Genomic DNA, 13296 nt, shown 5'->3' on the forward strand with positions numbered 1-13296 from the left:
GTCGATCGGGGTTTTGAAACGGTCCTTCTGGCGTATCGTTGAAACTTGGCTCCGCGTGCGGAGCAACTGTCCGGACAACTCAAGATGAGGAGCTCGCCGTGGTCACGGGGTTGCCGTCGCAGGAACAGGTGATCGAGCTACTCGATGACGAGTTCGCGCGCGCAGGCTATGAGATCGAGGGCGTGGTCGTCGACGGAAAGGCCCGTCCGCCCCGGATCACGGTGATCGCCGACGGCGACGAACCTCTCGACCTCGACACCATCGCCTCGCTGTCCCGGCGCGCGTCGGCCCTGCTGGACGACCTGGACGACAACGCTGCACGCGGCCTCAGCTATGTGCTCGAGGTCAGCTCTCCAGGGGTCGACCGCCCGCTGACCAGCGAGAAACATTTCCGGCGGGCTCGCGGCCGAAGGGCCGAGTTGACCACGACGGACGGTGCGACGGTGACCGGGCGGGTGGGACACGTCGACGAGGGAATCCTGCGATTCGTGGTCCGGTCGAGCCAGTCCGGCTGGACGGTGCGCGAGATCCCGATCGCGCAGATCGCCAACGCGGTTGTCCAGGTTGAGTTTTCGCCGCCGAATCCGCGCGAACTCGAACTTGTGCATGGGTCCGTGACATGAACATCGACATGGCGGCGTTGCACGCGATCGAGGTCGACCGCGGGATGTCGGTCGGCGAATTGCTGGAGACCATCAAGTCTGCCCTGCTCACCGCCTACCGGCATACCCAAGGCCATCACGCCGATGCCCGCATCGAGATCGACCGCAAAACGGGCGAGGTCACCGTCATCGCGCGCGAAACCGACGAAGACGGCAATGTGCTCAGCGAGTGGGACGACACCCCGGAAGGCTTCGGCCGCGTCGCCGCCACCACCGCCCGCCAGGTCATGCTTCAGCGGCTGCGAGACGCGGAGAACGAGAAGACATACGGCGAGTTCTCGGCGCGAGAAGGCGACATCGTCGCGGGGGTCATCCAGCGCGATGCCCGCGCGAACGCCCGCGGGCTGGTCGTCGTGCGGATCGGCAGCGAGACGAAGGGGTCCGAGGGCGTCATCCCATCCGCGGAGCAGGTACCCGGCGAGCGCTACGAGCACGGCGACCGTATCCGTTGCTACGTCGTCGGCGTGAGCCGCGGATCGCGCGAGCCGTTGATCACGCTGTCACGCACGCATCCGAACCTGGTGCGCAAGTTGTTCTCGTTGGAGGTGCCCGAGATCGCGGACGGGTCGGTCGAGATCGTCGCGGTTGCCCGCGAAGCCGGCCACCGGTCCAAGATCGCCGTGCGGTCGCGGGTGCCGGGACTCAACGCCAAGGGCGCCTGCATCGGACCAATGGGCCAGCGGGTGCGCAACGTAATGAGTGAACTGTCGGGGGAGAAGATCGACATCATTGACTACGACGATGAACCCGCGCGGTTCGTCGCCAACGCACTCTCACCTGCGAAAGTGGTGTCGGTAAGCGTGGTCGATCCGAACACCCGCGCCGCCCGGGTCGTCGTCCCCGACTTCCAGCTCTCGCTGGCCATCGGCAAGGAGGGGCAGAACGCCAGGTTGGCTGCCCGACTGACCGGGTGGCGCATCGATATCCGCAGTGACAACGAGGCGCCGCAGGGGCAGCCGACGGCCTGACGCTGTCCGGTCGCCTTCTCGCGGGTGGCCACGGGCACGGTACCGGCCATGATTGAGGTTCGGAGCCTGTTCGGACGCCCACGTCGTGTGACGTAGACTGAGCCGTGATCCAGCGCGAGACTTCGGCACCCTGCAACGGGCCGGTGCGGACATGCATCGGATGCCGGAGACGAGAGTTGGCCGACGAACTGCTTCGCGTGGTTGCGGTGTCGGATGGGAACGGCGGGTTCGCCGTATCCGTTGACATCGCGAGAAATCTGCCGGGGCGGGGTGCGTGGTTGCACCCCGATTCGCAGTGTCTGCGCGCAGCGATTCGGCGGCGAGCATTCGGCCGAGCGCTGCGCATCACCGGTTCACCGGACACCTCCGCGGCCGTCGAGCACATCAACGGGCTCGCCGACGCGGCAAGAGAACAGGTAGCGAAGAACATGAGCACACCGTGAAGTCCCGATGACCATGCGTCATAGCTAAACCCGGGCGCGGCCTACCACAGCCGTCGCCTCGAGAGATGGAGAGGTAGTGGCAGGTAAGGCCCGCGTACACGAGTTAGCAAAGGAACTCGGTGTCACCAGTAAAGAAGTTCTCGCCCGGCTCAATGAACAGGGTGAATTCGTAAAATCCGCGTCGTCGACGGTGGAAGCCCCCGTCGCGCGGCGACTGCGTGAGTCCTTCGGCGGCGGCAAGGCCGCACAGCCCGCGCGGTCGGGCAACGGCGCGGCCGTGAAGTCCGACGGTGCCACGGCAGTGAAGGCAGCTGCGCCTGCGGCCAAGGCGGCGGCCCCCGAGGCGAAGGCAGCCGCGCTGGCGGCGGCCCCACCGACGCCCGCGGCCGCGTCCCCGGCAGCCGCTGTCGCGCCGCCCGCTGCGCCGTCGCGGCCTGCTCCGGTGCCGGGGCCTCCGACCGTCAAGGCGGCGCCGGCCCCCGCGCCCAGCCCGGCCCAGCCCGGCCCGTCTCCAGGTCCGCGGCCCGGACCGACCCCCAAGCCGGCACCGCGCACGCCGCGCGTCGGCAACAACCCGTTCTCGTCGGCGCAGCCCGTCGACCGGCCGATTCCGCGCCCACAGGGCCCGCGCCCGGGCCTGCCCCGGCCCGGCGCACGACCGGGCGCGTCTCCCGGCAACATGCCCCCGCGACCAGGCGGACCCGGCGGCCCCCGGTCAGGGGCTCCGCGTCCCGGCGCCGGCGCCCGCGGACCCGGCGGCCCCGCGGGCGGACGTTCCGGCGGTGGCGGCGGCGGCGGTGGCAACTACCGCGGCGGCGGTGGCGGCGCAGCCGGTGCGGGCGCTCCTCCCGGTGGGGGCTTCCGCGGTCGGCCCGGTGGCGCCGGTCGCCCCGGCCAGCGGGGTGGAGCGGCCGGCGCGTTCGGCCGTCCCGGCGGTGCGCCGAAGCGCGGCCGCAAGAGCAAGCGGCAGAAGCGGCAGGAATACGACTCCATGCAGGCGCCGGTCGTCGGCGGCGTGCGGTTGCCGCACGGCAACGGCGAAACCATCCGGCTTGCACGCGGCGCGTCGCTGTCCGATTTCGCGGAAAAGATCGACGCCAACCCGGCGTCGTTGGTGCAGGCGCTGTTCAATCTCGGCGAGATGGTCACCGCGACTCAGTCTGTCGGTGACGAGACGCTCGAGCTGCTCGGCAGCGAGATGAACTACAACGTCCAGGTCGTCAGCCCCGAGGACGAGGACCGCGAGCTGTTGGAGTCGTTCGACCTGAGCTACGGCGAGGACGAGGGCGGCGAGGAGGATCTTCAGACTCGGCCTCCGGTGGTGACCGTGATGGGTCACGTCGACCACGGCAAGACCCGGCTGCTCGACACCATCCGTCAGGCCAACGTCCGCGAGGAGGAGGCCGGCGGCATCACCCAGCACATCGGCGCCTACCAGGTGAGCGTCGACCTCGACGGCAGCGAGCGGCTGATCACCTTCATCGACACCCCGGGCCACGAAGCGTTCACCGCAATGCGTGCCCGCGGCGCGAAGGCCACCGACATCGCGATCCTTGTGGTGGCCGCCGACGACGGCGTCATGCCGCAGACCGTTGAGGCGATCAACCACGCGCAGGCCGCGGACGTGCCGATCGTGGTGGCCGTCAACAAGATCGACAAAGAGGGTGCCGACCCGGCCAAGATCCGCGGCCAGCTGACCGAATACGGCTTGGTCGCCGAGGATTTCGGCGGCGACACCATGTTCGTCGACATCTCGGCCAAGCAGGGCACCAACATCGAGGCGCTGCTCGAGGCGGTCGTGCTGACAGCCGATGCCGCGCTGGACCTCCGGGCCAATCCGGACATGGAGGCTCAGGGCGTGGCCATCGAGGCTCACCTCGACCGCGGTCGCGGACCGGTTGCCACCGTGCTGATTCAGCGCGGCACGCTGCACGTCGGCGACTCAGTGGTGGCCGGCGACGCGTACGGCCGAGTCCGCCGAATGGTCGACGAGCATGGCGAAGACATCGAGGAGGCGCTGCCATCGCGGCCCGTGCAGGTCATCGGGTTCACCTCGGTACCTGGCGCCGGCGACAACTTCCTCGTCGTCGACGAGGACCGCATTGCCCGCCAGATCGCCGACCGGCGCAGCGCGCGCAAACGCAACGCACTGGCGGCCCGCACCCGCAAGCGGATCAGCCTGGAGGACCTGGATTCGGCGCTGAAGGAGACCAGCCAGCTGAACCTGATCCTGAAGGGTGACAACGCAGGAACGGTCGAAGCCCTGGAGGAGGCGCTGCTCGGGATCCAGGTCGACGACGAGGTGGAACTGCGCGTCATCGATCGTGGCGTCGGCGGTATCACGGAGACCAACGTCAACCTGGCATCGGCCTCCGACGCGATCATCATCGGGTTCAACGTGCGCGCGGAGGGCAAAGCCACCGAGCTGGCCAACCGCGACGGCGTGGAGATTCGGTACTACTCGGTGATCTACCAGGCCATCGATGAGATCGAGAAGGCGCTGCGTGGGCTGCTCAAGCCGATTTACGAGGAGAACGAACTGGGCCGTGCCGAGGTGCGCGCACTGTTCCGCTCGTCGAAGGTCGGCCTGATTGCGGGCTGCCTCGTGACGTCCGGCATCATCCGCCGCAACGCGAAGGCGCGGCTGCTGCGGGATAACGTGGTGGTCGCCGAGACCATGACCGTGCAGTCGCTGCGCCGGGAGAAGGACGACGTCACCGAGGTGCGCGACGGCTACGAGTGTGGTCTCACAGTGTCCTATTCCGACATCAAGGAAGGCGACATCATCGAGACGTACGAGCTCGTTGAAAAGGAACGTGCCTAGGCATGGTCGATGAGCCGCTTGCGCGAAGAGCGATATTCGATGAGCCGCTTGCGCGAAGATCGATATGAGTGATCCGGCACGAGCACGCCGGTTGGCCAAGCGGATCTCGACGATCGTCGCGTCGGCGATCGAGTATGAGATCAAGGATCCGCGGCTTGCCGGCGTGACGATCACCGACGCTAAGGTCACCGCCGACCTGCACGACGCCACGCTGTACTACACCGTGATGGGCGCCTCGCTGGACGACGAGCCCGACTATGCCGGTGCGGCGGCGGCGCTGGAGCGAGCGAAAGGCGTGCTGCGCACGAAGGTGGGCGCCGGAACCGGCGTGAAATTCACTCCAACGCTGACGTTCGTGCGCGACACCGTGCCCGACGCGGCGCACAGGATGGAGGAACTGCTGGCGCGCGCGCGGGCGGCCGACGCGGATGTGGCCAGGGTCAGGGAGGGCGCCAAACCTGCGGGCGACGCACAGCCGTACCGTGTGGTAGGAGATAACGAAGACAACCCGGCCGACCATACCGATGAACCTGGACAGCGATGACCGCGATCGACACGCCTGAAGCCAGAATCGGCACGCGCGTCGACGCCGGGGGAGCGGCAAAGGCGCTCGACGACGCCGCCACGGTCAGCATCATCTGCCACGTTCACCCCGACGCCGACAGCGTCGGCGCGGGGCTGGCGTTGGCACTGGTCCTCGACCGCGAAGGCGCCGACGTCGAAGTCAGTTTCGCGTCGCCGGAACGCCTGCCCGAATCGCTGCAGGCGCTGCCGGGGTGTGAGTACCTGGTTCCGTACCGCGACATGCGCCGCGACGCCGATCTGGTGGTCACCGTGGACGCGCCCAGCAAGAAGCGGCTGGGTGCGTTGGCCGAACTGGCTGCACCTGATCGCGAGGTGCTGGTGATCGACCACCACAAGTCGAACGGCTTGTTCGGGAGCCTCAATTTGGTTGATGCAAAAGCAGATTCGACGACGATGTTGGTCGCTGACCTGCTCGATGCGTGGGGCAAACCCATCGACCGCGACGTGGCCACCTGCCTCTACGCCGGGTTGACAACCGACACCGGATCGTTCCGGTGGGCCTCTCCGGAGGCGCTGCGGCTCGCAGCTCGGCTCGTCGAAGCCGGCGCGGACAACAAGGCCATCTCGAGGCAGCTGCTCGATACCCATCCGTTCTCCTGGCTGCCTATGTTGTCCCGGATCCTGGGCACGGCACAGCTGCGGCCCGACGCCGTGGGAGGCCGCGGACTGGTGTACGTGGTTGTCGGCCACGACGACTGGGTGACCAGTCGCGCGGAGGAGGTCGAGAGCATCGTCGACATCGTCCGCACCACGCACGAGGCCGAGATCGCCGTGGTGTTCAAGGAGATCGAACCTCAAAACTGGTCGGTCTCCATGCGGGCCAAGTCATACGATCTCGCTGCGATCGCAACGCGATTCGGTGGCGGTGGCCATCAACTGGCCGCGGGATACTCGGCCACCGGCTCGGCCGACGAGGTTGTGCGCGCGTTGTACGCGGCTCTGCGCTGAGCCGGATGACGTTGCTCGACGTCATCCGCGACCGGCGGCCGTCGGTCGTTGTCGGGGCCGTCGCGGCGGCGGTCTGCGCGGTGGCGGCGGCGGCTCTGCTGAAGCTCTCGACCGTGGTGCCGTACGACTTTCTCGTGTATCGGGGCGCCGGGTACGCGTTATTGCATGGGATCAGCCTGTACGGCAAAGACTTTCCCGCAGAGCTGCCATTCACGTACCCACCGTTCGCGTCGTGGCCGTTTGTGGTGCTCCAGTTGGCGCCGTGGCAGATCATGTTGTGGCTGTGGACGTTTGCGACGCTGATCGTCCTGGCGTGGGTGATCGTGCGATCGTTCGACCGCGTGCTGCCCACGGATCCCTGGTGGCGCGCACTGGCGGTTGCCGTGCTGCTCATCGCGTTTGCGGCCACGTCACCCGTGATGGACCACATCGGCTTTGGCCAGGTGAATGCCTTCCTGATGGCCGCGTGTCTTGCTGATCTGCTCGGGGCGCGGCCGAAGTGGCTGCCGCAAGGAGTGCTGATCGGGCTGGCCACCGCGGTGAAACTCATGCCGGCGTTGTTCATCATCTATCTGCTGATCACTCGCCGACCGCGGGCGGCTGTGACCGCCGCACTTGCAGCCGCCGGGGCGACGCTGGCCGCTTTCGTTGTGTCACCGACGGATTCGCGGCTGTTCTTCGGACACATGCTGTGGGGCCTGGACGCCCGAGTTGGGCTCAACAACAATGCCACGATCGGCAACCAGTCCCTCAAGGGGGCGTTGTTGCGGATTCTGCCCGGCGGTGACGTCAGCGGGCTGTGGATTGTCGTGGCGGTCGTCGCCGGCGTTGCGGGGATGTGGGCTGCGCATCGGGCATGGGCGCGCGGCGGGGAGCTGGCCGGCGCCGCAGTGACGGGGTTAACTGCTGGTCTGGTGTCGCCCGTCACCTGGGCCCACTACCTGGTGTGGCTGATACCTGCCATTGGAGTGTTGGTGGGCAACGGCAAGCACTGGGGGCCGGTGATCGGGAGCGTGGCGGCGTGGCTGTTGACAGTGATCAGGAGCCACCGGATCGGCCAAATGATCGTCGACGCCCACCCCGGCGGTCCGGCGTCGATCCTCGGAGAAGTGTTGCGCAGCAGCTACGTTCTGATATGCATTGCGCTCATCGCGGCGCTGGCGGTTCGCGCTGATGACCGGGCGCCGCCGTAGACATGTCATCGTCGCCGACGGCAAGCGGGCGCCGGATCGCAGCATTGGCGCTGCCCACCCTCGGTGTCCTCGCCGCCGAACCGCTGTATCTGCTCTTCGACCTCGCGGTCGTGGGGCGGCTGGGCGCCGTCGGGCTGTCCGGTCTGGCTATCGGTGGGCTCATACTCGGACTCGTCGGCTCTCAGGGCACTTTCCTGTCGTACGGCACCACCGCCAGATCGGCGCGCTTCTACGGAGCCGGAGATCGCGCGTCGGCAGTCGGCGAGGGTGTCGCGGCAACATGGCTGGCCGTCCTCATCGGTACGGTGATCGTCATCGCGGTGGAATCCGCTGCGGTGCCACTGATTTGGGCCATCGCGTCGCGTGGTGAGATCGCGAATGCGGCACTGCCGTGGCTACGCATCGCGATTGCCGCTGCGCCGGCCATCCTGATCTCGCTGGCCGGTAACGGCTGGATGCGCGGCGTCCAGGACACCGCCCGGCCGTTGAGATACGTCGTCATCGGATTCGCGATCTCCGCGGTGCTCTGTCCGCTGCTTGTCTATGGATGGCTCGGCATGCCGCGTCTTGAACTGGCCGGATCGGCGGTGGCCAACGTGGTGGGGCAGTGGATCGCCGCGCTGCTGTTCTGCCGCGCCTTGATCATTGAGCGGGTGCCGCTGCGTATCCACCCGGCGGTACTGCGGACCCAGCTGGTAATCGGCAGAGACCTTTTTGTCCGCAGCCTCGCGTTCCAAGCGTGCTTCGTGTCCGCCGCTGCGGTCGCGGCGCGGTTCGGGGCAGCTGCGGTGGCTGCCCATCAGGTGGTTCTGCAGCTGTGGAATTTCCTTGCGCTCGTGTTGGATTCGCTCGCGATCGCCGCGCAGTCACTCGTCGGTGCCGCGCTCGGGGCCGGGCGCGCCGAGCATGCGAAGTCGGTGGCGTGGCGGGTGACCGCCTACTCCGCTGTGGTGGCCGGCGTGCTCGCCGCCGTGCTTGCCGTCGGCGCATCGGTGCTGCCGCAGCTCTTTACCAACGACAGGCACGTGCTCGACGAGATAGGCGTGCCCTGGTGGTTCCTTGTTGCGCAGTTGCCTATCGCCGGAGTGGTTTTCGGGCTGGACGGGGTGTTGCTGGGTGCCGGCGACGCCAGATTCATGCGCAATGCGACGGTGTTCAGCGCACTGGTCGGCTTCCTGCCGCTGACGTGGCTGTCGCTCGCATTCGGTTGGGGACTGGCGGGTATCTGGTCGGGGCTGAGCGCCTTCATTGTGTTGCGTCTGGTGTTCGTCGGCTGGCGCGCGTTCTCTGGGCGGTGGGCGGTTACCGGCGCCGGTTGACCGTCACTTCCACTGCTCGTAGCAGTTCTTCTCGTCGCCGAGGACACCGGCACGGAAAGCGTTGACACGAGCGAATCCCGACGGTGCATGCTCTCCCTTGACATTTGACGCGGCCTCGCCGTTGAGGAGCACGCCAGTGACCGCCTCGTCGAGATCCCCGCCCGTCAGGTTCATGGCTCCTTCCTTGCTGAGCTGCTCGGTGATCGCGCCGGTGAGGCACGCCGTCCGCAGGCCGGCGTCGGTGTTGTCGAGTGACAGCCCCCGTTCCTTTTGAGCCGCGAGCATCATGCGCGAGACGAGCACGGAATACGCCGAGTAGTCGCCGTAAAGCGGGGCGGTATAGGTGTCGACGTACGCTGAGCCGCGGGTGAGGCTGGTGCCCATCAGCACGAGACGGTTCATGTCGACCGCGACGGTGTTCGTCGACGGGCAGTACGTCGCCGCCGCATTGGCCGTCGCGTCGGGACAGGGCGGGTGGTCGAACGCGAGCTTCGGAGGGCTCGTGGGTGACAGCATCTTGACCACTGTGTCGAACAGCGTCCGCACCGACGCCTCGCTGACTTTGACTTCCCCAGATTGGCCCTGTTTCAGCAGATCTGGCGGCAGGTCACCCCGGCGGCGGCCGATCTCCTTCCCGTCGATGGCCGCACATGCCGTGATGCCGTCGGGGTGAAACCCATCTGGAAGGCAGTGATTCGCTCGAACCCCGACCCATGAATGGCCTCCGTGACGTAGGGATCGGATTCGCCAAACAATGAGTCGCGGACCGCGAGCTGCGAGGCCACCATCTGGTCGAGCGTCTCGCCGGTGTTCATCGTGAAGCGGGGCGACTTGCCGTCGGCGATCCAACGCAGGTAGACCCCGGCGAAGCAGTCGGCCTGCTGCTCGGCGACCAAGCCGGCAGTCTGGTCGTCGGACTCGTGGATCAGGTCGGCCATGTCTTGGATCGCGTGCCCGTACTCATGCCCGAGATCTTCGGCGATCAGCATGACACCGAACATGTCCCGGTCCTGCGGTACTTGTACGCCACGATCCCACGCAATGGTGTTGGCGGCCGGCGTGCACTCCTTTGGATCGGCGGACGGACAGTTTTGCGCCTCTGGGTCGTCGCAGAAGGAGAGGTTGACATTGTGATGTGAACTCTCGCCGCAAACCATGCCTTCCTTGTACGGCGAGTCATACGAGAACAGGGCAGTGACCGGCGTGAATTTCCCTTCCAACGGCGGCCCGTAAGCGCTCTTCCAGAACTCCTCGATGTCGGAGATTGCCATCAGCGCCAGGTGGTCCATCTCGCCGCCGTCGCTGTTCAGCGCCGTCCGCGCTGGGCCGGGTGCGTTGGGCCGCAGCCCCGACGGTGTCTCAGTGACCGGCTTTCCCGCAACCTGATTCGGATCGTTGCCCGACGAGACCGGCCTTCCGTCAACGACTTTCGCGCAGCTGGCAAGCAACAGGGCAGTGCTGCCCAGCGCGACGGCTGCGGGCAGTGCCTTGTTATGACTTGGCCAGCTTGGTCAGAATGACGTCCGCGCTCGCGAGGTGTGACTCCGCATCGTAGAGCGGGCTTTCGACGTAATCGCGCGCGTCCTCGCGGTCGGTGATCTTTTTGGCGATCACCTCCGAGCAGTTCTTGGCTGACGTGTCGATATTGTCGACGGCCTGGTGAAACTCCACTGACAGGGCAGGATCCGGCGTCGACATCATTGCGTGCAGCGCAACATTGGCGGCACTCAACTGGTCGCACGGCGCTTCAGCGCGTTGACGTCTTCCAGCGGTGCCTCGTGCTCTTGTTGCTCGTCGACGTAGACCGGCGCCAAGATCGGGGTCAACGCGTCTTCTGCGAGGTGGACCTGTTGAATCGGGTCGAAAACCCTTGTGAGCCAAGCGGCCAGCGCGGCGTCGTCTGCGCGAGAGACCGGTGCCGCGATGACGCCGACGAGAACTACAGCCGTGCCAGCAACCGGCATGTGGCTGCTGCGAAACCAGTGTCTGGCGACCATGTTTGGCCTTTCCTGTCAAGCGTGTCGCCAGGTTGGCCCCCTCGTAGGCCCGAAGGAGCAGGTTGAAGAAGCCTGTGAGTTGGCCGTCTTAGTGGATCTGCGAGCGCCCGCGGGCAATCACCGCGTCGCGATTGGCGGCGATGTCGTCGCTGCTCGCATGCCCACGGATCCACTCGGCTGCAGACAGTTGTTCGACCCGGAAGCTCGCGTGCATTTGCGCGTCGTCGATCCGGTGATATGACGCGAGCAGGGCCTGCACGGCGTCGCGGTTGTTGCCGACAATCGAGCTCGCGACCGCTCTCGCGGTATCCATCAACTCGTCGTGCAGCGCGACTTCGGTGACCAGCCCGACGCGCAGCGCGTCGTATGCGCCGAGGTAGTCGCCGGTGAGGCTCATCCGGTGTGCGAGGCCGCGGCCGACGGCCTGCGGCAGGCGCACCGACATCCCCCAACTCGGCAGCAACCCGACCCGGGCGTGGGTGTCGGCGAAGCGGGCGTTCTCCGATGCGATGAGGATGTCGCAGCACAGCGCCAGCTCGAATCCACCGGTGACCGCGACACCGTTGATCGCTCCGATCACAGGAGTGGACATCGGTGGCCACGCGGGAGACAGGTCAGGAATGCCCGCGGAACCCTCCAGCCCCGGGGCGATCTCCTTCAGGTCGATCCCCGCACAAAACGCGGGATCAGCGCCGGTGAGGATGACCACGTCGACGCCATCGTCGGCGTCGGCGTCACGCAACGCGGGAAACAGCTCGTCCCGCAACTTCGTCGACAACGCGTTGCGCACGTTGGGCCGGTTCAGAGTGAGGGTGCGGATCCGGTCCGAGGTGTCGATCAGCAGCACATCATCAGCAGCCACGGCGTTGAGCCTATCGTCGGTGGCATGTGCCGAAACATCACAGAGCTTCGCGGGCTGCAGCCCGCTGCCACCGGCGAAGAGATCGAAGCCGCCGCCCGTCAGTACATTCGCAAGGTCAGCGGAATCACGAGGCCGACCACAGCTAACGCCGACGCGTTCGAAGCAGCGGTCGCCGAGGTCACCGCGATCACCACACGCCTGCTCTCCGAGCTCCCGGCGCGCAAGCAGCCCCCGAAGACGGTGCCGCCGCTGCGCAGGCCGGAAGTACGCGCTCGAGCGGCGAGGAGCGCTCGCGCGAAGAGCAAAACGACCGGGATCTAGCGCTGTCGCGAATGCCGCGCGTTCGGTGGGCGGCCGCGCGCTGGCGCACGGCAGCGCTGGCGCTGTTCGTGATCAGTGTCGCCGCGAGGCTGGCGGTCACCTGGGTCAGCGGCGGGGATTTCGTCGACCTTCATGTGTATGTCGAAGGCGGCGCTAGCCTCACCGACGGTTCGCTCTACTCGTTCTTCTACCAAGTACCGCCGATGACGCTGCCGTTCACCTATCCACCGTTCGCGGCGATCGTCTTCTATCCGCTGCACCTGCTGCCGTTCGGGGTGGTCGGGTTCTGTTGGCAGGCCGGCATCATCGCCGCGCTTTACGGTAGCGTCGTCATTGCGCTGAAACTGATCGGCCGCCACAACACGAGCGCCGCGTTGGCCGTGACGGCGGTCGCGATCTGGACCGAGCCGCTGCGCGGCGACTTCCTATGGGGTCAGATCGGCGTGCTGCTGATGTTCGTCACGCTGTGGGCGGTGTACAGCAAGCGGTGGTGGCTCTCGGGTCTGCTGGTCGGGCTGGCCGCCGGCGTCAAACTCACGCCGGCGGTGACCGGCCTCTACCTTCTCGGTGAGCGACGCTGGCGGGCCGCCATCTTTACGTCGCTCGTGTTTTCGGCCACCGTGCTCGTGGCGTGGCCGTTCGTCGGCTGGAATACAGTCAGCCGCTACTTCACGACGACCGTGCTCGACAGCCATCGGATCGGCTCGATGGGCGACTTCGGCAACCAGTCCTTGCGCGCGGCGTTGGCTCGAATTGCCGGCCACGACATCGGAAGCGCGGTCTACATCGCGGTCGCGGCCGCCGCGCTGCTCTCGTTCTTCGCTTGGCGCGTAATCACTTCCACAGACGGCGACCATCGCGATCGACTCGGAGCCGTCTTAGTCATCCAGTTGTTCGGCCTGATGGCAGAGCCGGTGTCGTGGACACATCACTGGGTGTGGTTGGTGCCGCTGGTGCTGTGGCTCGGGTTCGGGCCGCTGTGCCGAGTCCGGGGTGCCCGCACCCTCGCCGCGGTGTGGTCGTTGATCATCGTCGTCCAGATCCCGTCGCTGCTGATTCTCGCCCAGACGCAACCATGGCAGATCGCTGCGCCCTGGTATCTGGCCTGGCCGGCAGCGATCTACGCGGCGATGTCCTTGATGACGCTCGGCTGGATCGCGGTCACCCCGCGCCG

14 protein-coding genes and 1 pseudogene are annotated in these 13296 nt (G+C 66.9%); 10 read left to right on the plus strand and 5 right to left on the minus strand.

The window, feature by feature from the left end:
- Positions 1–98: 98 nt before the first annotated feature.
- From rimP to QOH60_RS06315, 8 genes are all read left to right on the plus strand, one after another.
- The gene (rimP, locus tag QOH60_RS06280; protein WP_526418240.1) at positions 99–623 is read left to right on the plus strand and encodes a ribosome maturation factor RimP; all 525 of its coding nucleotides are present in this window, start codon (positions 99–101) and stop codon (positions 621–623) included.
- Complete coding sequence (gene nusA, locus QOH60_RS06285; RefSeq protein WP_526418242.1) at positions 620–1630, plus strand: transcription termination factor NusA; 1011 nt, start codon at positions 620–622, stop codon at positions 1628–1630. Before rimP ends, nusA begins: the two co-directional genes overlap by 4 nt.
- A 104-nt stretch (positions 1631–1734) precedes the next feature.
- Positions 1735–2073, plus strand: coding sequence for a YlxR family protein (locus QOH60_RS06290; RefSeq protein ID WP_526418244.1), 339 nt, complete (start codon positions 1735–1737; stop codon positions 2071–2073).
- A gap of 76 nt (positions 2074–2149) precedes the next feature.
- Complete coding sequence (gene infB / locus QOH60_RS06295; RefSeq protein WP_526418246.1) at positions 2150–4897, plus strand: translation initiation factor IF-2; 2748 nt, start codon at positions 2150–2152, stop codon at positions 4895–4897.
- A 64-nt stretch (positions 4898–4961) separates the two neighbouring features.
- A complete protein-coding gene (gene rbfA, locus QOH60_RS06300; protein WP_526418249.1) occupies positions 4962–5441 on the plus strand; it encodes a 30S ribosome-binding factor RbfA in 480 nt (159 codons plus the stop codon).
- Complete coding sequence (locus tag QOH60_RS06305; protein WP_526418251.1) at positions 5438–6430, plus strand: DHH family phosphoesterase; 993 nt, start codon at positions 5438–5440, stop codon at positions 6428–6430. Before rbfA ends, QOH60_RS06305 begins: the two co-directional genes overlap by 4 nt.
- 5 nt (positions 6431–6435) lie before the next feature.
- Positions 6436–7623, plus strand: a complete 1188-nt coding sequence (locus QOH60_RS06310; RefSeq protein WP_526418253.1) for a glycosyltransferase 87 family protein — start codon at positions 6436–6438, stop codon at positions 7621–7623.
- A 2-nt stretch (positions 7624–7625) separates the two neighbouring features.
- Positions 7626–8942 carry an MATE family efflux transporter gene (locus QOH60_RS06315; RefSeq protein ID WP_526418256.1) on the plus strand — a complete coding sequence of 439 codons (1317 nt, stop codon included), beginning with the start codon at positions 7626–7628 and terminating at the stop codon, positions 8940–8942.
- Between the two features lie 3 nt (positions 8943–8945).
- On the opposite strand, the gene QOH60_RS06320 is transcribed toward QOH60_RS06315, so the two are convergent.
- The 5 genes from QOH60_RS06320 to QOH60_RS06340 form a co-directional block, all read right to left on the minus strand.
- The gene (locus QOH60_RS06320) at positions 8946–9488 is read right to left on the minus strand and encodes a hypothetical protein (RefSeq protein ID WP_526418258.1); all 543 of its coding nucleotides are present in this window, start codon (positions 9486–9488) and stop codon (positions 8946–8948) included.
- A 41-nt stretch (positions 9489–9529) separates the two neighbouring features.
- Positions 9530–10390 (minus strand): neutral zinc metallopeptidase, encoded by an 861-nt coding sequence (locus QOH60_RS06325; protein WP_526418260.1) that lies wholly within the window; start codon positions 10388–10390, stop codon positions 9530–9532.
- 43 nt (positions 10391–10433) lie between these two features.
- The gene (locus tag QOH60_RS06330) at positions 10434–10643 is read right to left on the minus strand and encodes a hypothetical protein (protein WP_526418262.1); all 210 of its coding nucleotides are present in this window, start codon (positions 10641–10643) and stop codon (positions 10434–10436) included.
- Between the two features lie 26 nt (positions 10644–10669).
- Positions 10670–10906: a hypothetical protein gene (locus QOH60_RS06335; RefSeq protein WP_526418264.1), complete on the minus strand. Its 237-nt coding sequence runs from the start codon at positions 10904–10906 to the stop codon at positions 10670–10672.
- A gap of 121 nt (positions 10907–11027) precedes the next feature.
- Entirely contained in the window at positions 11028–11801 is a 774-nt protein-coding gene (locus QOH60_RS06340; protein WP_526418266.1) for an enoyl-CoA hydratase, read from the minus strand.
- A 24-nt stretch (positions 11802–11825) separates the two neighbouring features.
- Between QOH60_RS06340 and QOH60_RS06345 the strand changes: the two genes are divergently transcribed.
- Positions 11826–12122: a DUF2277 domain-containing protein gene (locus QOH60_RS06345; RefSeq protein WP_526418268.1), complete on the plus strand. Its 297-nt coding sequence runs from the start codon at positions 11826–11828 to the stop codon at positions 12120–12122.
- 11 nt (positions 12123–12133) lie between these two features.
- Positions 12134–13258, plus strand: a pseudogene (locus QOH60_RS06350) (mannosyltransferase); the annotation flags it as partial.
- Positions 13259–13296 lie beyond the last annotated feature (38 nt).

Source organism: Mycobacterium sp., from assembly GCF_032159765.1.
In the GTDB taxonomy this organism is placed as follows: Bacteria; Actinomycetota; Actinomycetes; order Mycobacteriales; family Mycobacteriaceae; genus Mycobacterium.